Origin of the sequence: Amycolatopsis sp. FU40 (assembly GCF_021903635.1) — a bacterium.
GTDB lineage: Bacteria > Actinomycetota > Actinomycetes > Mycobacteriales > Pseudonocardiaceae > Amycolatopsis > Amycolatopsis dendrobii.
On the sequence record NZ_CP091381.1, the window covers coordinates 8,975,044 to 8,995,992 of the forward strand.

At 69.1% G+C, this 20,949-nt stretch carries 20 protein-coding genes; 12 read left to right on the forward strand and 8 right to left on the reverse strand.

What is annotated here, in order from left to right:
- The first annotated feature begins 113 nt into the window (after positions 1 to 113).
- The 3 genes from L3Q65_RS42570 to L3Q65_RS42580 all read left to right on the forward strand — a co-directional run bounded on the left by L3Q65_RS42570 (position 114) and on the right by L3Q65_RS42580 (position 2,911).
- Complete coding sequence (locus L3Q65_RS42570) at positions 114 to 1,307, forward strand: NAD(P)/FAD-dependent oxidoreductase (RefSeq protein ID WP_182895322.1); 1,194 nt, start codon at positions 114 to 116, stop codon at positions 1,305 to 1,307.
- A 240-nt stretch (positions 1,308 to 1,547) separates the two neighbouring features.
- Positions 1,548 to 2,678, forward strand: coding sequence for an inorganic phosphate transporter (locus L3Q65_RS42575; RefSeq protein WP_182895321.1), 1,131 nt, complete (start codon positions 1,548 to 1,550; stop codon positions 2,676 to 2,678).
- 11 nt (positions 2,679 to 2,689) lie between these two features.
- Positions 2,690 to 2,911, forward strand: a complete 222-nt coding sequence (locus L3Q65_RS42580; RefSeq protein WP_182895320.1) for a hypothetical protein — start codon at positions 2,690 to 2,692, stop codon at positions 2,909 to 2,911.
- Here the strand turns inward: L3Q65_RS42580 and L3Q65_RS42585 are convergent.
- A complete protein-coding gene (locus tag L3Q65_RS42585) occupies positions 2,908 to 3,636 on the reverse strand; it encodes a hypothetical protein (RefSeq protein WP_182895319.1) in 729 nt (242 codons plus the stop codon). The genes L3Q65_RS42580 and L3Q65_RS42585 overlap by 4 nt on opposite strands.
- A complete protein-coding gene (locus L3Q65_RS42590) occupies positions 3,633 to 3,842 on the reverse strand; it encodes a hypothetical protein (RefSeq protein WP_182895318.1) in 210 nt (69 codons plus the stop codon). Before L3Q65_RS42590 ends, L3Q65_RS42585 begins: the two co-directional genes overlap by 4 nt.
- 81 nt (positions 3,843 to 3,923) lie before the next feature.
- Between L3Q65_RS42590 and L3Q65_RS42595 the strand changes: the two genes are divergently transcribed.
- A complete protein-coding gene (locus L3Q65_RS42595) occupies positions 3,924 to 5,471 on the forward strand; it encodes a sensor histidine kinase (protein ID WP_182895317.1) in 1,548 nt (515 codons plus the stop codon).
- Positions 5,468 to 6,115: a response regulator transcription factor gene (locus L3Q65_RS42600; RefSeq protein ID WP_182895316.1), complete on the forward strand. Its 648-nt coding sequence runs from the start codon at positions 5,468 to 5,470 to the stop codon at positions 6,113 to 6,115. Before L3Q65_RS42595 ends, L3Q65_RS42600 begins: the two co-directional genes overlap by 4 nt.
- On the opposite strand, the gene L3Q65_RS42605 is transcribed toward L3Q65_RS42600, so the two are convergent.
- Positions 6,087 to 7,226 (reverse strand): FAD-dependent monooxygenase, encoded by a 1,140-nt coding sequence (locus L3Q65_RS42605; RefSeq protein ID WP_182895315.1) that lies wholly within the window; start codon positions 7,224 to 7,226, stop codon positions 6,087 to 6,089. The genes L3Q65_RS42600 and L3Q65_RS42605 overlap by 29 nt on opposite strands.
- Before the next feature lie 108 nt (positions 7,227 to 7,334).
- On the opposite strand from L3Q65_RS42605, the gene L3Q65_RS42610 reads away from it, so the two are divergent.
- Complete coding sequence (locus L3Q65_RS42610) at positions 7,335 to 7,829, forward strand: TetR/AcrR family transcriptional regulator (protein ID WP_182895397.1); 495 nt, start codon at positions 7,335 to 7,337, stop codon at positions 7,827 to 7,829.
- Here the strand turns inward: L3Q65_RS42610 and L3Q65_RS42615 are convergent, their stop codons facing one another.
- The 4 genes from L3Q65_RS42615 to L3Q65_RS42630 all read right to left on the reverse strand — a co-directional run bounded on the left by L3Q65_RS42615 (position 7,830) and on the right by L3Q65_RS42630 (position 12,824).
- A complete protein-coding gene (locus L3Q65_RS42615; protein WP_182895314.1) occupies positions 7,830 to 8,588 on the reverse strand; it encodes an ABC transporter permease in 759 nt (252 codons plus the stop codon). It lies immediately after the preceding gene.
- The gene (locus L3Q65_RS42620; protein WP_237598151.1) at positions 8,585 to 9,499 is read right to left on the reverse strand and encodes an ATP-binding cassette domain-containing protein; all 915 of its coding nucleotides are present in this window, start codon (positions 9,497 to 9,499) and stop codon (positions 8,585 to 8,587) included. Before L3Q65_RS42620 ends, L3Q65_RS42615 begins: the two co-directional genes overlap by 4 nt.
- Before the next feature lie 77 nt (positions 9,500 to 9,576).
- A complete protein-coding gene (hrpB, locus tag L3Q65_RS42625; protein ID WP_237598152.1) occupies positions 9,577 to 11,997 on the reverse strand; it encodes an ATP-dependent helicase HrpB in 2,421 nt (806 codons plus the stop codon).
- Complete coding sequence (locus tag L3Q65_RS42630) at positions 11,994 to 12,824, reverse strand: glutamate ABC transporter substrate-binding protein (protein WP_182895311.1); 831 nt, start codon at positions 12,822 to 12,824, stop codon at positions 11,994 to 11,996. The genes hrpB and L3Q65_RS42630 overlap by 4 nt, the downstream gene beginning before the upstream one ends.
- 98 nt (positions 12,825 to 12,922) lie before the next feature.
- On the opposite strand from L3Q65_RS42630, the gene L3Q65_RS42635 reads away from it, so the two are divergent.
- The 6 genes from L3Q65_RS42635 (at position 12,923) to L3Q65_RS42660 (ending at position 16,624) form a co-directional block, all read left to right on the forward strand.
- Positions 12,923 to 13,432: a MauE/DoxX family redox-associated membrane protein gene (locus L3Q65_RS42635; RefSeq protein WP_182895396.1), complete on the forward strand. Its 510-nt coding sequence runs from the start codon at positions 12,923 to 12,925 to the stop codon at positions 13,430 to 13,432.
- A 5-nt stretch (positions 13,433 to 13,437) separates the two neighbouring features.
- Complete coding sequence (locus L3Q65_RS42640) at positions 13,438 to 14,238, forward strand: thioredoxin domain-containing protein (protein ID WP_182895310.1); 801 nt, start codon at positions 13,438 to 13,440, stop codon at positions 14,236 to 14,238.
- A gap of 78 nt (positions 14,239 to 14,316) precedes the next feature.
- On the forward strand, positions 14,317 to 14,631 hold the full coding sequence (locus L3Q65_RS42645; protein WP_182895309.1) for a hypothetical protein: 315 nt from the start codon (positions 14,317 to 14,319) through the stop codon (positions 14,629 to 14,631).
- Positions 14,628 to 15,740, forward strand: a complete 1,113-nt coding sequence (locus L3Q65_RS42650; protein WP_237598153.1) for a C40 family peptidase — start codon at positions 14,628 to 14,630, stop codon at positions 15,738 to 15,740. The genes L3Q65_RS42645 and L3Q65_RS42650 overlap by 4 nt, the downstream gene beginning before the upstream one ends.
- A complete protein-coding gene (locus tag L3Q65_RS42655) occupies positions 15,741 to 16,121 on the forward strand; it encodes a YbaB/EbfC family DNA-binding protein (protein WP_182895307.1) in 381 nt (126 codons plus the stop codon).
- 65 nt (positions 16,122 to 16,186) lie between these two features.
- Positions 16,187 to 16,624 (forward strand): YbaB/EbfC family nucleoid-associated protein, encoded by a 438-nt coding sequence (locus L3Q65_RS42660; protein ID WP_370648241.1) that lies wholly within the window; start codon positions 16,187 to 16,189, stop codon positions 16,622 to 16,624.
- 501 nt (positions 16,625 to 17,125) lie between these two features.
- Here the strand turns inward: L3Q65_RS42660 and L3Q65_RS42665 are convergent.
- Complete coding sequence (locus tag L3Q65_RS42665) at positions 17,126 to 20,920, reverse strand: DNA topoisomerase (ATP-hydrolyzing) (protein WP_182892575.1); 3,795 nt, start codon at positions 20,918 to 20,920, stop codon at positions 17,126 to 17,128.
- Positions 20,921 to 20,949: the final 29 nt, after the last annotated feature.

Sequence of the window (20,949 nt, forward strand, 5' to 3'; positions counted from 1 at the left end):
TATGGGTTAGGCTGGACGACCCATTCGCTCTGTTTCCGAGCGCCCGGCTTGCGCGGGCCGAGCCCAGTGCGTCCCTCTCGAACCAGAACGTTGGTACGGAAGGGACTTCGCTGATGGCGAATGACGTGAACGACACCGTGCTCGTGATCGGGGCCGGGCTCGGCGGGCTGTGCCTCGCGCAAGGACTGCGCAAAGCCGGGATCCCGTGCGAGGTCTACGAACGCGATTCCGCGCTGGACGCGCGCAGGCAGGGTTATCGGCTGCACATCGATTCCCGCGGTGACCAGGCGCTGCGGCAAGTCCTGCCGCCGCACCTGCACGAGCTGTTCCTGGCCACCTCGGGACAGCCGCGCAACGCCACCACGATCTACGACAGCCAGTTGGTGCCGCGCACCGAGTTCGTGCTGGACGACGGCGAGACCCAGCGCAACGTCAACCGGTTCACGCTGCGGCAGATTCTGTTCGAGGGCCTCGGCAACGTCCGCTTCGGCAAAGAGTTCGTCCGGTACGAAAAGCACGAGAACGGCGTGGTCGCGCACTTCGCTGACGGAACCCAGGCGCGCGGCGCGGTTCTTGTCGGCGCGGACGGGGTCAATTCGCCGGTGCGGCGCCAATATCTCCCGCACGCACAGGTCGTCGACACCGGATTGCGTCAACTGTACGCGAAGATCCCGCTCACCGAGGAGACCCGGAAGCTGTTCGACCCGGAGATGTTCGCCGTGTTCAGCATCGTTTCCGGGCCGCGCAAGCAGATGATCGGCTTCGCGCCGGTCGACTATCCGGAGCCGATCGCCGACGCGTGTGCGCGGCTCGCGCCCGAGGTTCGCCTCAACCCCGACGAGCCGTACATGACCTGCGCTTTCGGCGCGCGCCAGGAAGTCTTCGGGCGGACCGACGACGAACTCCGCGCGCTGTCCGGGGACGAGATGCAGAAGCTCGTGCTCGACCGCGTCGCGGACTGGAACCCGCGCGTGCGCCGGATGGTCGAAAGCTGGCTCCCGGACTCGCCGTTCCTCGTTTCGATCCGGACCAGCGTGCCGATCGGGCCGTGGGAATCGTCGCGGGTGTGCCTGGTCGGCGACGCGATCCACGCGATGAGCCCGGCCGCCGGGGCCGGAGCGAACACCGCGATGCGCGACGGGGCCGCGCTCGCCGCCGCGTTGAGCAGCGGCACGCCGGACGCGATCGGGGAATACGAGGCGGAAATGCGCCGGTACGGTTTCGCCGCGGTCCGCGAGTCCGCCGCGAACGGGGCGCGGCATCTAGGGCAGAACCCTCTGCCGGAAATGTCTAACACGTCCGTTTAATGTCATTTTCGGAAGGGTGCGGGGGCAGAGTTCCTGCCCCCGCGCCCGACCCTGCGCGCGGTCCGGAAGCGCCCGGGTGACGCTGTAAAAGGACCAGCAGGTGAACGGCGGAAAACCGGCGGCACCGGCAAGATCTCGTTCATTCAGAGTTCAACTACTGGCCACTCGCTGAGGGATCTGGAGACCCCGCCCGCGTCGGTACCGTCACTCCCGCAGGACACTCCGAACTGGAGAGCGGGCATGGACTTTTCTCTCATCGTCCTGGTGGTGATCGTCGCGGCGCTGGCTTTCGACTTCACCAACGGGTTCCACGACACGGCCAACGCGATGGCCACTTCGATCGCCACCGGTGCGCTGAAGCCCCGGGTCGCGGTCGCGATCTCGGCGGTGCTGAATCTCGTCGGCGCGTTCCTCTCGATCGAGGTCGCGAAAACCATTTCCGGCGGAATCGTCGACGACACCAAGGTCACGCCGGTGGTGATTTTCGCCGGATTGGTCGGGGCCATCGTCTGGAATCTCGTGACGTGGCTGGTCGGGCTGCCGTCGAGTTCTTCGCACGCGTTGTTCGGGGGGCTGATCGGGGCGACCTGGATCGCGTCCGGCGCCGACGCCGTGCACTTCGCGAAGGTCGTCGAGAAGGTGCTGATCCCGGCGATCGCGTCGCCGGTGGTGGCGGGCGTCGTCGCGATCGCCGGCACGTTCCTCGTCTACCGGATCACCGCCAAGGCGCGCCAGGACGTCGTCGGCAAGGGTTTCAAGACCGGCCAGGTGCTTTCGGCGAGCCTGGTCTCGCTCGCGCACGGCACCAACGACGCGCAGAAGACGATGGGCGTCATCACGCTCGCGCTGATCGCGGGCGGTTCGCTCGCGCCGGGGTCGAACCCGCCGGTGTGGGTCATCCTCGCCTCCGGCGCGGCGATCGCGCTCGGCACCTACTTCGGCGGCTGGCGGATCATCCAGACGATGGGCAAGAAGCTCACCGAAATCCAGACGCCGCAAGGGTTCGCCGCCGAGACGAGTTCCGCGGCGGTGATCCTCGCCTCGTCTCACCTCGGCTTCGCGCTGTCCACCACGCACGTCACCTCGGGCGGCATCATCGGCTCCGGGCTCGGCCGGAAACTCGCCGAGGTCCGCTGGGGCGTCGCGGGCAAGATGGTGATCGCCTGGGCGCTCACGCTGCCCGCCGCCGCGATCGTCGGGGCCATCGCCGCCGCGGTCTCCACGCGCGGCAGCTGGGGAACGGTCCTCGTCGGCGGTGTCGGAGTGCTGCTCGCGCTGGGCATCTGGCTCGCGTCGCGGCGCAACCCGGTCACGCCGGCCACCGTCAACAACGAGCCGGAGGCCGCCGAGGCCGCCCCGGTCGCGGCCTGAGGGAGCACGACATGGCGATCAACTGGGGTGCCCTCGGCATCGTTTTCGTGGTGGCGCTGGCGGCGGTCGTGGTGCTGACCGGGCTGTTCGCGTACGGGGTGCGCGGGTTGTCGGAGCGCGTGACGGCGCGGGCGCACGGTGGCAGCGGCACGGTTCAACTGACCGGCGCGGTGGTGTGTTTCGCGATCTGCGCCGCGGTGATCGGGTACGGGATCTACCTGATCGTGGCCTAAGCGAGCGCCGCCTCCGCGCGGGTTCGCAGTTCTTCCGGAAGCTCGTCGAGCAACGGCCGCACCGTCGCTCGGCGGGCTTCGTTCAGGTGGGCCAGCACATCCAGCGCCGGTGCCCACAGCGACTCGTCCGCCGCGGCCGTGCGGACCAGTGCGGGCAGGCGGTCGTCGCCGAGCAGGCCGAGGACGTGGTCGATCCGGCTCCGGTCGTCCAGCACGTACGCGGTGTGCAGGAGACCGGCGTCGTCCAGCAGGCCGATGCAGCGGCGGACCGTGTCGTCCGGCAGATGGCCGACGAATCGGCCCAGCGTGATCCAGTCTTCGCGGCGGGTCAGTTCCTCGGCGACCGCCACGACGGTAGCTACCGGGATCCGGGTGATGATGGACGTCGCGCGCCGCGGATCCAGTTCCGCCGCGACCGAGGCGAGGAACTTCGGCGACAGCCGCTTCGCGACGTCGACGCCGCGCGACACGTCGACCAGCCCGGCGATCCGCGCGCACAGCAGCGGGCCGAACACCTTTTCCGCGATCTTCGCGGTCACCCCGGCCGGGAGCAGCCTGCTCGCCAGCGCCATCCGCTCCAGCACGACGAGGTTCGCGTCGAACAGCGTCGTCGTCATCTGCTCGCGCAGCAGCCGCACCTCGCCCTGGTCGACGTCGGCGAGGTAGCCGAGCCGGGCGGGGTCGACGTCCAGCACCCGCGCGAGTTTCAGGATTTCCGGGTTCACAGGCCGACCGCTTTCCGCACCGCGCCGCGCAGCAGGGCGGGCACGTACTTCAGGCTTTCCTCACCCGCGCGGGCGAGCGCCTGCGCTTGCCGGTGCCGGGCGTCCCGCAATGCCGAGGACAAATCCTGTTTGTGCTGCTCAGGCAGGGATTCGATGCCGTCCGGCAGCGGGGAGCCGAGCTGTTCGGCCAGGGTGCGTTCAGCCATGGTGACCCATCATGCCTCACGATCTCGACCTTGACTTTCGGCAGTGGTGACGAATCGGGCGGCCCTTGTAGCGTCAGCGGAATGAAGGAGGCGACGCGAGTCCGCTGGCGCGTGACGTTCGACGTGCTGCTCTGGGCCGCGTTGTGCGGGTTCGTCATGCTCGACGGCCCGCTCGACCCGAACGTCTGGGAACTCGTCTACGGCCTGGTGTCGGTCACCTTGGCGATGGCCACCGCCCGCGTCTACCCGGCGTTCGCGCTGGCAGTGGCGATGTCGACGGCGCTCGTCATCGCGTTCGGCTGGGGCGGGCGGGTGGCGGTGTGGGAGTTCTTCCTGATCGTCGTGATCTCGTACCTGGCCGGTCTGCGGCTGGCCAGGGCGCGTGTGGCGATGATCTGCTTCTTCGCCATCGCGGTGGCCGGGATCCCGCTGGCTTTCCTGCCGAAGGCGGGCTTCGACGCGTGGGGCGCGGTGCTCGGCACGCTCGCGTTCGCCGGGGTCGCGCCGTGTTTGCTCGGCAGGCACGTGCGGCTGCGGCGCGAGCTCGCGCAGGACGGGTGGCGGCGCGCGGAGGAGATGGAGAGCAGGCACCGGCTGGTCGCGCAGGAAGCCCGGCTGCGGGAGCGGGCCCGGATCGCCAGCGACATGCACGATTCGCTCGGCCACGAGCTGAGCCTGATCGCGGTGCGCGCGGCGGCTTTGGAGGTCGACAGCGAGCTTGGCGAAGAGCAGCGCGAGGCCGCTGGACAACTCCGGGCGGGCGCGGCGACGGCGACGGAACGGCTGCGCGAGATCATCGGCGTGCTGCGCGAGGACGCCGCGCCGATCGAGCCGGTGCAGGGCGATCTGGGGGAATTGATCGACCGCGCGCGGGCGTCCGGGATCGAGATCGGCGCGCGGATCGACAAGCTGGACGGCGCACCGCCGATGGTCGCGCGGGCGGTCTATCGCGTGGTGCAAGAGGCGCTCACGAACGCGGCGAAGTACGCGCCCGGCGCGGCCGTCACGGTAGTGGTGACCAGCACTGATGAGTCGACTGACGTCCGGGTCCGGAACGCGCCGCCGCCTGCCGGACCGCTGCCCGGCCGGTCTGGGCAGCGGGGGCTGATCGGCCTGCACGAGCGGGTGCGGCTGGTCGGCGGGAGCCTGACGGCGGGCCCGGCGGACGGCGGGTTCGAGGTGGCGGCCAGCCTGCCGCACGATTCGGCGCCCGTGCCGGAGCAGGACGACGACGGGATCGGGCAGGCGGCGCGCGAGCTGGAACGTGCCCGTCGCGCCGTCCGGTCGAGCCTGGTGCAGGCGATCGTGGTGCCGCTGGCGCTGTTCGGAGTGGTCGTCGGCGGGGCGGGCGTGACGTTCCTGGTGCAGTGGTCGTCGTCGGAACTGCCGCCGGATTCGTACGCGCGGATCCAGCTCGGCATGCCACGCTCGGCCGTCGAACCGATGCTGCCCGGCCGCCAGCGCACGACGCTGCCGTCGATCAACGTGCCGCCGCAGCCCTACCGAAGCATCTGCGAGTACTACGGAGCCGGCCGGAGCTGGCTCAACTTCAACTATGCCGTCTATCGACTGTGCTTTGTGGACGATCGAGTGGCGAGCAAGGATCTTTACAGTGAGGACGAACCGTGATCCGCGTACTGCTGGCCGACGACGAAGCGATGATCCGCGCCGGCGTGGCCGCGATCCTGGCCTCGGACAAGGAAATCGAGGTAGTGGCCGAGGCCGCGGACGGTCGCGAGGCGGTCGAACTGGCCCGCGCGAACCGGCCGGACGTCGCGCTGCTCGACATCCGCATGCCCGGTCTCGACGGGCTCGCCGCGGCCGAGGAGATCCGCAAGCTGCTGCCGGACACCGGCGTCCTCATGCTGACGACGTTCGGGGAGGACGAGTACATCGAACGCGCGCTAGGCCTTGGCGCGAGCGGGTTTCTGCTCAAGGCGGGCGACCCTCGTGAGCTGCTCGCCGGGGTGCACGCGGTCGCCGATGGCGCGGCGTTTCTGTCGCCGAAGGTCGCGCATCGGGTGATCACGCGCTTGTCCGGCAGCCGGTTCACCCGGGCCGCGACCGCACGCGAGCGGGTGAACGTCTTGACGAACCGCGAGCGGGAGGTGCTGGTGCTGCTGGCCGAAGGACTGTCCAATGCGGACATCGCAGCGCGGATGTTCGTGGTGGAGGGCACGGTGAAGGCGCATGTGAGCACGATCCTGACCCGGTTGGACGTGCGGAACCGGGTGCAGGCCGCGATCACGGCTTTTGAAGCGGGGCTGGTGTGAGCCTCGGCGGTTGCCAGCGGCTGATGCTGGCGCCGACTCGGGTCGTGACCGCTGCGGGCAACAGCCGGGTGAAAGTCGCTCGCAGCGCGACCGCCGCCGGGTTCCGGAGGAGCGGCCCGCTGGCACCGGCCTGGATCGACGACTTCGCGACCTTCTGCGTACGCGGGCGTCGTTCCGCGTCGTAACGGCGGAGCGCTTCGTCCACTGTGGACGCCTGGACGTGTGAAGCCAGTACCACCGCGTCCTCCAACGCCTGGCAGCCGCCTTGCCCGAGAAACGGCGGCATCGCGTGCGCGGCGTCCCCGAGGAGCGCGATGCGGCCGCGGGTGTAGCTGGGCAGCGGCGTCGCCAGGTGATGCGTGTCGTGCAGCAGGATTTCCGGGGTGGCGTCGATGAGCTGCGGAATCGGGTCGTGCCAGCGGCCGTACTTCGCGCTCAGGTAAGCGCGCACGTCGTCGTGCCGGATCCCGGCCGGGCGGGCTTCGGAGACCCACCAGTACACCTCGTCGTCCAGCAGCGGCAGGACGCCGATCTCGATTCCGGCCGCCCACGTCGTGCTCAAGGTGGGCTTGAGCGGCAGTTTGGCGATCCCGCGGAACGCCGCGCCGCCGCTGTACTCCACGCGCGCGGCCGGGAAAAGCGCCTGCCGGATCGGGCTGTTGATTCCGTCGGCCGCCACGATGAGGTCCGCCTCGATCGAGCCGGAATCGTGGTGCACCAAGCCGTTCTGCTCAACGCTGGTCACTTCGACCCCGGTCTTGAGGCAGTCGTCGGGCAGCGCGGACCGCAGCGTTTCGATCAGATTCGCCCGGTGGATCGCGCCCAGCGGCAGTCCGTGGCTGCGCACGAAGAGGTCCGCGTCCCAGCTGGCCAGCCGACGCCCGCGCCAGTCGACCAGTCCACCGCCGCGCTGCGCGGAGATTCGCGGCTCGACGCCCAGTTCAGCCAGCGCCCGCTGCGCGTTGGGCCACAACGAGATTCCCGCGCCGATGGCGGTGAACTGCGGTGCCCGTTCGAGCACCGCGACGTCCCACCCGACCCGGCGCAACCCGATCGCCGCGGCCAGTCCGCCGATGCCGCCCCCGACCACGACCGCGCTTCGCGAAGCCATGCCGACCTCCTCTACGTCTGTAGAGGACTCTACACCTGTAGTGTTCCGAGGGTGGAACGGATAGCTGTGATCGGCGACGCAGCCATCGAGGTCATCGCGGCCGAGGGCATGCGCGGGCTGACTCACCGCGCCGTCGATCGTGCGGCCGGGCTGCCCGCGGGTTCGACGTCGTACTACGCGCGCACCCGCGTCGCACTGCTGGAACTGGCCGCGGACCGGATGGTCGCGCTGGACCAGGCCGAGGTCGCCCCGCCGGAAGGGAAACTCGCGGAGTTCCTGGGCGCGATGGTATACCGCTCGATCACCGCCGGCCGCACGAGAATGCTCGCGCGTTACGAATTCGCGCTTGAATCGACCCGGCGGCCGGAGTTGCGCGCCCGATACGACGCTGGCGGCCTGGAATTGCGCCGCCGATGTGCGGAAGTGCTTGCCGCGGCCGGTTCTCCGACTCCCGAGGACCACACCCGAGTGCTCATCGGCTGGCTCGACGGATCGATCTTCGACGCACTGGCAGGCACGGGCTCCGTCAACCCGCCGGCCGAAGCCGAACTGGTTGCCGGAGCCCGTGCCGTGCTCGCCGGATTGGGATTGCCGCGGGCTTGATCAGGCGTCGCGGCGGTTCAGCAGCGCGGTCCCGGCGGCGATTCCGGCGACCGCCCAGACGAGGCAGACCAGCACGCCGACCCAAGGCCCGTACGGCGGCGGGCTGCCGAACAACGGGTTCACGTCGCCAGGCGGCACCATGGCGTTGATCCCCGCGAAGGCCGGGAAATAGTCCATCGCGCCGGGAAGCACGTACGAGGACATCAGCATCGGCAACGGCAGCAGCAGCACGATCACCACCACCAGCGTGCCCGCCGCGCTGCGCAGCACGAACGAAATCCCCAGGCACAGCACGCCGAGCAGCGCGAAATACGTCCCCATACCCAGTGCGGTGATCGCCCCTTGTGACAGCGACGTGGAACCCCCAGCCCCACGCATCAGCACCGAGGCGACCCCCATGCCGAGAGCCGCGACGACCACGCCGTAGACGAACAGCACCGGTACCAGCACCGCGGCTTTGGCTGCGGTGACCCGGGCCCGCACCGGAACCCATTGCAGCGTCGAGCGAATCGACCCGCTGGTGTACTCGCTGGTCACGAACAACGTCGCGACCGCGAGCACGCAGAACTCGACCAGGTAGATCGCGCCGCTGTTGACGATGCCGTGCGCGGTCTGCTGCCGCTCGTCCCCGACGTGCTGGGAAATCCCCGAGACGACGGAGTAAAACGCCATCAACAGCACTCCGCCGATCAGCGACAACCACGTCGCCCGCACCGACCAGAACTTGGTCCACTCCGCCGAAATCGCCAGCTTCGTCATGCCGTAACCCCGTATTCCACCGATCCGGCGGTCAGTTCCATGTACGCCTGCTCGAGCGAAGCGGTCCGCTCGGCGAGCCCGTGCAGCCGGACGCCCAGTTCGTAGGCCAGATCCCCGATCTCGGCGGCGGTCGCCTCGTCGACGAGCAGTTCGCTGCCCTCCCCGGGCAGCACCGACCGGCCGTTGCCCCGAAGCCAGTCCGCGAGTTTCGCGCGCTCCGCCGGATCCGGCACGAGGACCGCGACCGACCGGCTCGAGTTGCCCGCGATGAAGTCGCCGATCGCCGCGTCGGCGAGGATCGACCCCTTGCCGATGACCAGCAGCCGGTCCGCGGTCAGCTGCATCTCGCTCATCAGGTGGCTGGACACGAACACCGTGCGTCCTTCGGCGGCGAGCGAGCGCATCAGCTGCCGCACCCAGCGGACGCCGTCCGGGTCGAGGCCGTTGACCGGCTCGTCGAACATCAGCACGCCGGGGTCGCCGAGCAGCGCGCCGGCGATGCCGAGCCGCTGGCTCATGCCGAGCGAGAACGTCCCGGTGCGCTTGCCCGCGACGTCGCTCAGTCCGACCGTCGAGAGCACTTCCTCGACGCGGCTCGCGGCGATCCCGTTGCTGCGCGCCATCGCGAGCAGATGTTTGCCCGCGCTGCGTCCGGGATGCATGGCTTTCGCATCCAGCAGCGCGCCGACTTCCCGCAGCGGAAACCGTAGTTCTGCATACGGTTTGCCGCGGATCAGCGCGTCGCCGGAGTCCGGCCGGTCGAGTCCGACGGTCATCCGCATGGTGGTGGACTTGCCCGCGCCGTTCGGGCCGAGGAACCCGGTCACCGTGCCCGTCTCGATGACCGAGGTCAGGCCGTTGACCACCGTTTTCTGGCCGTAGCGCTTCGTCAATCCGCGAAACGTGATCATAGGGCGAAGTCTGCGCCCGCGCGGGGTGCGCGGACATCAGCCGACCGTCCCGCGCCGACCCCGACTTTAGGCAGGGGTCACCGCGCCCTGCGGGTGGTGTGCCGGGTCGGTGTGGCGGTCGCGGGGTCTTCCGGCCACGGGTGTTTCGGATAGCGGCCGCGGAGGTCGGCGCGGACGGCGGCGTATCCGGTGCGCCAGAAGGATTCGAGATCGGCGGTGACCGCGGCCGGGCGACCGGCGGGCGACAGCAGGTGCAGCACCACCGGAACGCGGCCGTCGGCGAGCGACGGCGTCTCGGTCCAGCCGAAGGTCTCCTGCAGCTTCACCGCGAGTACCGGCTGGTCGCCGCGGTAGTCCACGCGGTAATGCGAACCGGACGGGACTTCGAGCCGGTCCGGGGCGAGTTCGTCGAGCCGCGCGGCCTCGGGCCAGGGGAGCAGGCCGCGCAAGGCGGTTCCGGCGTCGACGTTCGCCAGGTCGGCCCGGCGGCGGACCTTCGAGAGATCCAGCCAAGTGGCTGCCTCGGACAGCAGTGACTCGTCGTCCACGGAAGGCCACGGATCGCCCAGTACGCGGTGCAGGAAGGCCAGGCGTTCGCGGAGGCGGGTTCCGTCTTGGCTCCAGCGCAGCAAACCGAGGCCTTCGGCGCGAAGTCCGGTGACGACTGCGTCGTGGACCAGCTGCGGATCTGGTTTGGGTAAGGGCTTTTCCGACAGAACGATCGCGCCCAGGCGGCGGACGTGCCTGGCGACGACATCGCCGTCCCAACGCACTTCGTCCACTTCGGACACCAGGGTCGGCGCGGCTCGGGTCGCCAATGCTTCGTCGGCGGTCGCGGCGAGGCGGATGGTGCCGTGCACCCGGCCCGGGTCGCGGGTGGCTTCGGCGACGGCCAGCCATTCGGCGTCGCCCAAGCCGCTGCCGCTGGGCAGTTCTGCCGCGGTGCCGCCGGCCATCAGATACACCGGGGCCGATCCCGCGCGCCGCCGCGCCAAGCGTTCCGGATGGGCGAGGGCGACGACCAACGCGGCGTCCGGATTTGCTTTCGTTGGGGAATTGACCAATGCTGCCAACCGTTTCGCGTCCCGCTGCCATCGGCGGGCCGCGTCGTCGTGTGCGGAACGGAGCCGTCGCAGTTCCGCTTCGACGTCGGTCAGCGTCGCTCCGGTATCGAGCAGCGCGACCACTTCTGCCGCGGCCCGAGCACCGACGGCCTCAGCGCCGTCCAGCAACGCGCGCGCCAGCCGGGGATGCAAACCGAGGTCGGCCATCTTCTGTCCGCGCGGTGTGACCGCACCATCGGACGTGGTCGCGCCGAGCGTGACGAGCAGGCTTTGCGCGGCAGCGAGCGCGCCTTCGCCAGGCGGGTCCCACCAGGCGAGGCCGGTTCCGTCGGGGGTGGACCAGCAGGCGAGCTCCAACGCGAACCGCGCCAGTTCGGCGGTGCGGATTTCCGGCTCCGGATACGCCGGGAGCGTTGCTTGCTCGTGCTCCGGCCAGCAGCGGTACGCCCGGCCAGGCGCTTCACGGCCCGCGCGACCAGCGCGTTGTTCCGCCACCGCCTCCGAAACCCGCACCGTGGCGAGCCCGGCGAGACCGCGTCGGTGGTCAACTCGGGGGACGCGCGCGAGACCCGAGTCCACGACCGCGCGGACACCGGGAACGGTCAGGCTCGATTCGGCGACGGCGGTCGCGAGGACTACCCGGCGACGGTCGCGGGGCCGTAATGCTTCGTCTTGCCGGGCAGCGGAAAGCCGTCCGTGCAGTGGCAGCACATCCGCGTCCAGCGAACTCAACAACGCTGACGTACGCGCGATTTCCCCGGCGCCCGGGAGGAACGCGAGCACGTCGCCGTCGCCTTCGGAGAGGGCTTTCCGGACCGCTGAAGCGACCGCGGCTTCCGGACGTTCCCCACGCGCTGGAGCGCGGTAGCTCAGCTCAACCGGATACGTGCGGGCGTGTGCGGTGATCACCGGCGCGTCGTCGAGCAGTTCGGCCAGCCGTCCGGACGCGACCGTCGCCGAGGTCGCGAGCAGCCGCAGGTCGTCGCGCAATCCGGCACGGACGTCGAGGAGCAAAGCGAGCAGCAGATCGGCGTCGAGATGGCGTTCGTGGCATTCGTCCAGCAGCACCGTCGACACGCCGGCCAGTTCGGGATCGTGCTGCACCCGCCGCACAAGCAGCCCCGACGTGACCACCTCGATCCGCGTGCGCGAAGACACCTTCCGGTCGCCGCGCACGGCGTACCCGACCGTCTCGCCTACGGGTTCGCCCAGCAGAGCGGCCATCCGCCCGGCCGCGGCCCGAGCAGCCAGCCGACGCGGCTCGGCGACCACGACGCGTCCTTCGCCGCGGTTCAGCGCGAGCGGCACGAGCGTGGTCTTGCCGGTGCCGGGCGGGGCGACGAGCACCGCGGCGCCGTGGTCGTCGAGCGCGCTCAGCACGGACGGCAGCACCGCGCGGACGGGCAGGTCCGGCAGCGAGGCTAGGTCGGTCACTGCTCGGTGATCTCCGGTGGATTCGGCAACGGGTAGTTCGACGGCCCGATGTTCGTCTCCAGCGACTTCCGCCAGGCCCCGGTCGACACCATCTTCCGGATCGCGTCGTCGACCGCGTGCTGGCCCTCGGTGTCGCCCTTGCGCAGGCCGACGCCGTACCGCTCAGTGGAGAACGGGCGGCCGACCACCTTCAGCAGCTCCGGATTCTGCGCGGCGTACCCGGCGAGGATCACCGCGTCCGTGGTCACCGCGTCGACCTGGTTGGCCAGCAGCGCGGTCACGCAGTCCGGATACCGCGGGTACTCGACCAGCTTCACCATCTGCGCGAACTTGTCCTTCACCATCTGCGCCGGCGTCGAGCCGGTGACCGAGCACAGCCGTTTGCCGTTGAGGCTTTCCGGACCGGTGATGTCCGGCGAGGTGAGCCGCACCAGCAGGTCCTGGCCGGTGACGAAGTACGGGCCGGCGAAGCCCACCTGCTGTTTCCGCTTGTCGGTGATCGAATAGGTGGCCACGACCAGGTCGACCGCGCCCGAGGTCAGGTCCGTTTCGCGGCGGGCCGGGGTGGTCTCGTGCCAGGTGATGCGGTCCGGTTCGACCCCCAGTTCGCGCGCGACGAAAGTAGCGACGTCGACGTCGAAACCGGCGAGCCTTCCGTCGACGGTTCGCTGCGAAAGTCCCGGCGCGTCGAACCGGATTCCGATCGTCAGGTGGTTGCCGTCACGCGCCCGGGTGGGAAGCGGATCGTCCTTCGATACCTCCGAAGAACCGCACGATACGCAGCTGACCAGCAGAAACACGGCGGCGAGCACTGCGCGAAACCGCATCGGTGCCTCCGCTTCGCCGGTTGGCTGCTCACATAGTTCTCAGGTCAGACGGCTAGCCTAAGCGCGTGCGCCGACTGCCCCAACCTGTACTCGACACCATCGGCACGCTCGCCCGGCTCGGGCTGGCTGCCGTGTGGCTCGTGTCCGGCGGCCTGAAGATCGCCGATCCGGGACAGACGTACATCGCCGTGCAGGCCTACGACGTGCTCCCGCACGCGCTGGTGCGCCCGGTCGCCACCGGGCTGCCGCTGCTGGAGCTGGTGCTCGGGCTGCTGCTGCTCGCCGGGCTGGCCACGCGCTGGGTCGCGGGAGCCTCCCTGCTGCTGCTCGCCGTGCTCGTCGCGGGCATCGCGCAGTCGTGGGCACGCGGTCTGAGCATCGACTGCGGCTGCTTCGGCGGCGGCGGGCGCGTGGACGCCGGGCAGACCGAATACCCGCAGGAGATCCTGCGCGACACCGGCTTCGCCCTGCTCGCGGTGTGGCTGCTCGTCCGGCCGCGCACGTGGCTCTCGGTCGACGGCTGGCTCGGCTGGGGCAAGAGCGGGAAAGCCGGGAACTCGGACGAGGCCCCGGACGACTACCCCCAGAGCATCGCGGAAGGGAATTAGGAACAGTGGGTGGAGCTGCGCGCAACGCGCGGAAAAGCCGTCAGCAGGCGGCGGCCGCGAGGTCGGTCGCCCAGGCGCGGGGCTCGAAGAGCGACCGGAACAAGATCATCGCGATCGTGGTCGCCGTCGTGGTGGTCGCCGCGCTCGTGATCGGCGGCGTGCTCTGGATCAACTCGAGCAAGAACGCGACGCAGGACAGCGCGATCCAGCCGGGCACGACCTCGGCGCTCGGGCCGGGCGTGGTCGAGAAGCGCGACGGGGCTGTCGTGTCGGTCGGCAAACCGGGCGCGCCGAAGACCATGGACCTCTACGCCGACTTCCTGTGCCCGTACTGCGCCAAACTGCAGCAGGACTTCGGGCAGCGGATGGAGAAGGCGATCAACGACGGCCAGCTCACCGTGCGCTACCACATGGTGATCCTGCTCAACAAGAACTCGGACCCGCCTGGCTACTCGCTCGAATCGGCGAACGCCGCGCTCGCCGCCGCCGACCAGCAGAAGTTCACCGCGTTCCACGACGCGCTGTTCAAGAACCAGCCGCCGGAAGGCGGTCGCGGGTACGACAAGGCGCAGCTGATCAAGCTGGGCCAGGACCTCGGGATCAACGACCCGAAGTTCGCGCAGGCGATCAACGCCGGCGCGTACGACCAGCAGTTGCAGGCAGCGTTCCAGCAGATCCAGAACGACCCGAAGCTGCAGCAGGACTTCGGCAACGGCCAGGTCGGCTTCGGCACGCCGACGGTCGCGGTCGACGGCAAGGCCGTTCCGGCGCAGGGCGACTGGCTGACGAAGATTCTGGGCGGCTGACCTGATCCGGTCATTTCGCCTGTCCGGGCACAACCCGTCCGCTAACCTGGGCCGCAGGGTTCAGGGGAGGGGCGGGTTGTGTCCGGTTTTCATGTCGACGACGGCGCGTATGAGAACTACGCGAAGCAGGTCGACCCACTCGGCGACGAGGTACGTTCCGCGGCGAAAGCACACCTCGGTCCGCACGTGACGCTTTCTGGCGACGGGTTCTCCGCGATCGGGGACGAATCCGGGTTCGCCGGCGCGTACGGCGCGCGGATGCGGGCGTTGCAGGAACGGATGCACGCGCTCGGCGGCGGCTGGCACAACGTCGGCGAGGCCGCTCGCCGCACGCAGGGCAACTACGCCGCGGTGGAGCAGGAACACGGCGACGCGATGCGCAGGCTTTCGTGAACGCTCCCGTCGATCATCTGGTCCGCAACGGGCTGGACACCACGAATCAGTTCGCCGCGAAGCTGAAGCACGATCCGTCGGCGATCAACGGCGCGCGCGACGGGCATGTCGCGCTGCAGACGTCCGTCGGCCAGGCGAATCAGCACGCGGGTGCGCAACGGGTGAATCTGGCGCAGGCCAGTTCCGGGGCGACCTCGGAGCGCGCGGTCCAGACGTCGAAGGACCTGGAGAAGGAAGTCCAGGACCTTCTCGACGAGAGCGCGGAAATCGAGCGGGCGGTCGCGGAGGCGGCGGAGACGCTGCACGTCGGCGAGATCCGCAACGATCAGGTGCGGGACCAGATCCTGCGGGAGATCGCGTCCTCGATGAAGGCGCTGGCGGCGGTCAACGGGATTCAGCCGCCGGAGAGCCGGGCAGCCGCGGCTCGGCAGATTCTGCTGCAGCTGCAGACGAAAATCGGGCAGCTGACCGGGCAGGCGGCCACGTTCACCGAGGAGACGCTCGGGAAACTGACCGGACTGGGGCAGCGGCTCGGCGGATCGGAATCGACGTCCGCGAGCAGCGCTACGACGTCGGTGCCGCAGGCATTCAACAACAATGGCGCGCACGTCAGCCACGGTGGTGGCGGAGGCGGTGACATCGGCGGCGGAGGCGGCGGCGGGTATGCCGGGAAGCCGCGGTTGCCGGTGGCCGTTCCACCGCAGCCGGGCAGCGGCGTCGGGATCAACCTGCCGGGCGGGAAAACCGTGATGGCACCGAACGAAACCGCGGCCAAGGCGGTCCGGGCGGCGTTGTCTCAGCTGGGCGTGCCGTACGTGTGGGGCGGGACCGCGCGCGGGCAAGGGCTCGACTGCAGCGGGTTGACCATGACGTCCTATCAGGACGCTGGGTTGCAATTGCCGCGCACGGCGAAGCAGCAGACGGTCGGGGCCGAGGTGCCGTCGATCGATCAGTTGCTGCCGGGGGACTTGGTGGTGTGGTCCGGACACGTCGCGATGGTGATCGGCGACGGGCAGATGGTCGAGGCCGGGGATCCGGTGCAGATCAGCAAGATCCGCACGACCAACGCCGGACAGCAGTTCATCGGGTTCTACCGGCCGACGGGGTGAGTGGTGGCTGAATTCGACATGGACCGCGCGGTGGCGCGGGTGAGGGAAGAGGCCTCCCGGACCGGGGAAGCGGCTGCCGCCCGGTTCGAACGGGCCGGGCCAGTGGTCGGGAAAGCCGCTGCTGGCGGGGTTTCCGTCGAGGTCGCGCCTGGTGGGTTGCTGACTGGGCTGACGTTGACGCGGGCTGCGTTGCGTGGCGGGTCGGAGGCTGTCGCCGCGCAGATTCTGGAGCTGTCGCGGCGGGCCGAGCGGCGGGCCGCGGATCGGATGCATCAGGTTCTGTCGCCGGTATTGGGGGCGGAAGCCGTGGCTGCGCTGGGATATACGGCGTTGACTGAGGATGATCCCGATTTTTATGACGAAGAGCCGGTGGTGTTGTGAAGACTCGGGAGCTTATTGAGCTGGCGCGGGACCGGGAGGCGGCGTTGGCTCAGGTCGCGTCGTTGATGGGGGAGGCGCGGGGGTCGGCTCATGCCTTGGATGGGTCGGTTGAGGTGACTGTGGATGCGTTGGGGGCGTTGAAGCGGTTGTGGCTTGCGCCTGCGTTGGGGTCGGCGGATCCGTCTCGGGTTTCTGCGCTTGTGCTTGAGGTGGTACGGGTGGCTATGGCTGAGGCCGAGCAGGATTGCTACAACCGGGTGGGGTTGTTGCTGGGGGAGGAGGCCGGGTTGCTCGTGGAGGCGTTGTCTGGGCGGGCGGCGCCGGCTCGTGCTTCGGACGATGATCCGGGGATGACTGTGGAGGAGTTTCAGCGGTTGCGGGGGGAGCGGTTGGGGGAGAGGCGGTTTCCGGCTCCTGCGCCTGCTGCCGAGTCCACTGCGGAGTCTGCGGTGGAGGAGGAGTGGGAGAGTTTTGATCCGGCTTCGTTGCGGTCGGATCGGTGACGGGGGCCGGGTCGGTGAAGGGCCCGTCGGTTCGGTGTTTGGTGAGTTGAGCCGCTGGGTGGTCGGAGCCGTTTTGTGGAGGGCTGACGCCCCCATCGGGGGCGGTGGTTGCGTGGGGCACCCCGATTTTTGAGTGTTTTTGGCTTCGTATCGGGGGCGGGGGAGGTGTGGGTGCTTCGAGGGGTGGGTGCTTCGGTGCGGTTTGCGGTGGGGCTAGCGCTCCACTGGGCGGTTTGCAGTGGATTCGCTGAGGCGGTGTTGAGAGTCGGCAGGTTGGAAGGGGGCGCGGTTCTCTCCCTTGCGGGCTTGGGATCGCGCGTGGGCACTCCGCGTGCTCGGGGGTGCGCGGCTTCGCTCCCGTGCGGGCCTTGGCATCGCGAGCGTCGGGTACTCGCGCGATGCTGAGAAAACCCCGGTGGGCGGGCCGGATTCGTGGCTGGATGTGCGTGCGGGGAACCCTGTGGGAAGCAGAGTTCCTCAGGGTTCCCCGTACGGCTGGTGCTAGCCGCGTTCGATGAGGTGGCCTACTACTTCTGGGCCTGGGTGGGCGTGGCCCGAGCCGTCTCGCCGGAGGTCGATTTCCGGGAGTTCCACTGGGTCGCCGGTGCGGCTCGCGCCTGCTGGGCGGGGGCCCACCCAGGCGACCTGGACTTCGGTTTCTCCCTTGAGGAAGCGGTGGGTTCGCACGCCGCCGGTGGCGCGGCCCTTGGCGGGGTATTCGCTGAAGGGCGTGACCTTGACGCTCTGACCCGTTGCCGTCACGACCATCGGTTCGCCGTGTTCTTCGTCGTCGGTGCGGATGGCTCCGAAGAAGACAGCCTTGGCGTTCGCGGACAGTTTCACGCCTGCCATGCCGCCGCTCTTGGTGCCTTGCGGGCGGATCAGGCTCGCGGCGAAGCGGAGCAGGGACGAGTCGGACGAGATGAACGCCAGGGTTTCGTTTCCGTCGGTCAGCCAAGTCGCGCCGACGACCTCGTCGCCGGGCTTGAGGCTGATGACTTCGAATTCGTCCGAGCGCACTGGCCAGTCGGGAGCGCACACCTTCACTACGCCGCCGCGGGTGCCGATGGCCAAGCCTGGCGAGTTGCCTGCTTGTTCGCCCAGCGGGGCGATGCCTACGACGCGTTCACCCTTTTCCAGCGGTACCAGCTCTTTCGCTGCCATGCCGCCGCGCAAGGAGACAGTGCCTGCTTGTTCCGGCAGCACGGGCAGGGGCAGCACGTCTGTCTTGAACGCGCGGCCCCGGCTGGTCACCAGCAGCACCTGGCCGCGTGCGGTGGTGTGCACGACGGCTGACACGGCATCGTGTTTTACCCGGCCGTTTCGGCGGCGGACTTCCGACGCTTCTTCGGATTCCGCTGCGGTGCGGGCGACCAGGCCGGTCGCCGACAGGATCACCTGGCACGGGTCGTCCGCTACTTCCAGCGGGCCGGACGGCTTCGACGCGGCCAGGACTTCCTTCAGGTCGCCGTCGATGAGGCGGGTGCGGCGTTCGGTCGGGAAGTCCTTGGCGATCTTCGCCAGTTCCGTCGACACGAGCTTCTTCAGGACCGACTCGTCCTCGAGGATCGTGGTCAGCTCGGCGATTTCCGCGCGCAGCTTGTCCTGCTCGTTTTCCAGTTCCAGGCGGTCGTACTTCGTGAGGCGGCGCAGCGGGGTGTCCAGGATGTACGTCGCCTGGATCTCGGACAGCTTGAACTTCGTCATCAGGCCGTCCTTCGCGGCGGCCGCGTTTTCGCTTTCGCGGATCAGCCGGATGACCTTGTCGATGTTCAGCAGCGCGATCAGCAGACCGTCGACCAGGTGCAGGCGTTCCTCGCGCTTGCGGCGCCGGTAGCGCGTGCGCCGCGTGACGACCTCGTAGCGGTGCCGCAGGAAGACTTCCAGCAGCGCCTTCAGGCCGAGCGTTTGCGGCTGTCCGTCGACCAGCACCAGGTTGTTGATGCCGAACGACTGCTCCAGCGGCGTAAGGCGATAAAGATCCGCAAGCAGCGCCTGCGGATTGACGCCCACCTTGCACTCGATGACGAGCCGGGTGCCGTTCTCGCGGTCGGTGAGGTCCTTGACGTCCGCGATTCCGGTGAGCCGCTTGGACTTGTTGACCTCGTCGGTGATCTTCTCGATCACCTTTTCCGGGCCGACGCCGTACGGCAGCTCGGTGACCGTGATGGCCTGCCTGCCGCGGCTGCCTTCCAGCGGGCCGGTCTCGACGTTCGCGCGCATGCGGACCACGCCGCGGCCGGTTTCGTAGGCCTTGCGGACCTCGTCCAGGCCCAGCAGGCTGCCGCCGGTGGGCAGATCCGGGCCCGGGACGTACTCCATCAGCTTGTCGAGCGTGGCGTTCGGATGGTTGATCAGCCACCGCGCGGCGCCGATCACCTCGCCGAGGTTGTGCGGGATCATGTTGGTCGCCATGCCGACCGCGATCCCGGACGTGCCGTTGACCAGCAGATTCGGGTACGCGGCCGGCAGCACCGAAGGTTCCTCAAGCGAACCGTCGTAGTTCGGCCGGAAGTCGACGGTGTCCTCGCCGAGTTCGCCGACGAGCAGCATCGCCTCGTTCGACATCCGGGCTTCCGTATAACGCGAAGCGGCCGGTCCATCGTCTGGACTGCCGAAGTTTCCGTGCCCGTCGATCAGCGGGGCGTTCATCGAGAAGTCCTGCGCCAGCCGGACCATCGAATCGTAAATCGCGACGTCGCCGTGCGGGTGGTACTTGCCCATGCAGTTGTGGACGACGAAACCCTCGGCGGCGAATTCGTGGTCCTCGGTGCCCACCTGGATGTCGTAGGTGACCTCGGGCTCGACCCGTTCGACGGAAACGACTTCGAGGAACGAGAACCCGTTCAGTGCGTCGAGCCGGTCCGCGAGCGGGGATCCTATCCGGCGCAGCTTCTCGATCCAGCCGTCCTGACGCGCCCGGGAAAGCCGGAACGAGCGGTCGGCCAGCGCGGTGCCGTGCCGATCCTTTCCGTAGCGGACGGCGGCACCGGTCTCCGCCGACAGTGATGCCCGGAACGCGGATCCGGCGGTGTCGCGGAACCAGCCTCCGCCGCGATGCGCGGCGGAGAACTCGGCCATGATCCCCTTATTGGGCAGCCGGTCGTTCCCTTGCTTTCCGCCGTACTCGTAAGCGATCTCGGTGAGCTTTTCGAGACTGCTCTTCTTGTAACCGATGGTGGTCCACGGCAGCATGACGCGGGCCAGCACCGCGGCATCGGATCCGCTGACGGACAAGCCCAAAAGCGTCTTGTGACCGTTTTCCTTGGGGTTGCTCCAGTGGTGGCCGTGGATGCCGAGATCCGCGAGCATCGAGTAGACCTGCCGCACGAGTTTTTCGCTCGTGCTGACGTAGACGATCTCCCGGTGGTTCTTCCGGATGTAGCCGTCGCCGTCGAAAAGACCGGCGAGGTACGGGGCCCACGAGGCCCGGTCCGAGAGGACTTCCGCTGGGACGTGCTTCGCGTCGCTGAGCGGCTCGCCTGCCGCGAGCAGTCCGTCATGCCGGGCGAAGGTCAGGATGTGCTGGTCGCGCCATTCCGGTTTGGCCGCGACGCGAGTCCCGCGCGACACCCGCACGCCGTTGGCCGTCGCCCACTCGTGCACGGCGTCGAGGGGTTCGATGTCGCACATGTGGATCCGGACGCGTCCGTCCGCGGGGCGATTCCGGTCGACGGCGAATCCTTCGGCCGTGATCAAGCCGAGCAGATAGCTGTACCGGTCACCGCCTTGCGGCAGGCTTTCCCGGCGGCCGCTCCCGTAGGCGACGGTCAGCCGCCCGGTGAGATCGCGGGCGGGCGTCCAGTCCAGGGTCGAGTCTTCGGCCACCGTGCGGAACCGCTGCCCCGGGGTGACAGTCATGGTGTGGCCGTTCGACCAGGTGACGCGGACGAGTTCGTCCGGCGGGTTCTCGTAGACCTCGGCGACCGGCACGGCGTTGCCGTGGCTGTCGAGCACCTGGTCGCCGATCTCGATGGATTCGATCGGCCGGAGACCGCCCGGGGTCGACACCAGCGCGCCGCGCACGAAACAGTCCCCGACCACGCGCGACGACTTCACGTACGCGTGCGTCGGGCGGTAGCCGTTCTCGTTCATCGAGAACAGGATCCGGCGGTGCACCGGCTTCAGGCCGTCCCGCGCGTCCGGGAGGGCGCGCGAGTGGATCACCGAGTACGCGTATTCCAGGTACGAGTCTTCGATCTCCGTCTTCAGCGGGTTGTCGAAGACCTGCGCGCCCGGCGAGTCGAACGCGCTCGGGTCGACCCGGGTCACCGGGCTCTTGCTACGGCGAGCCATGGCTCACAACTCCTTGGGAACGAACGGAA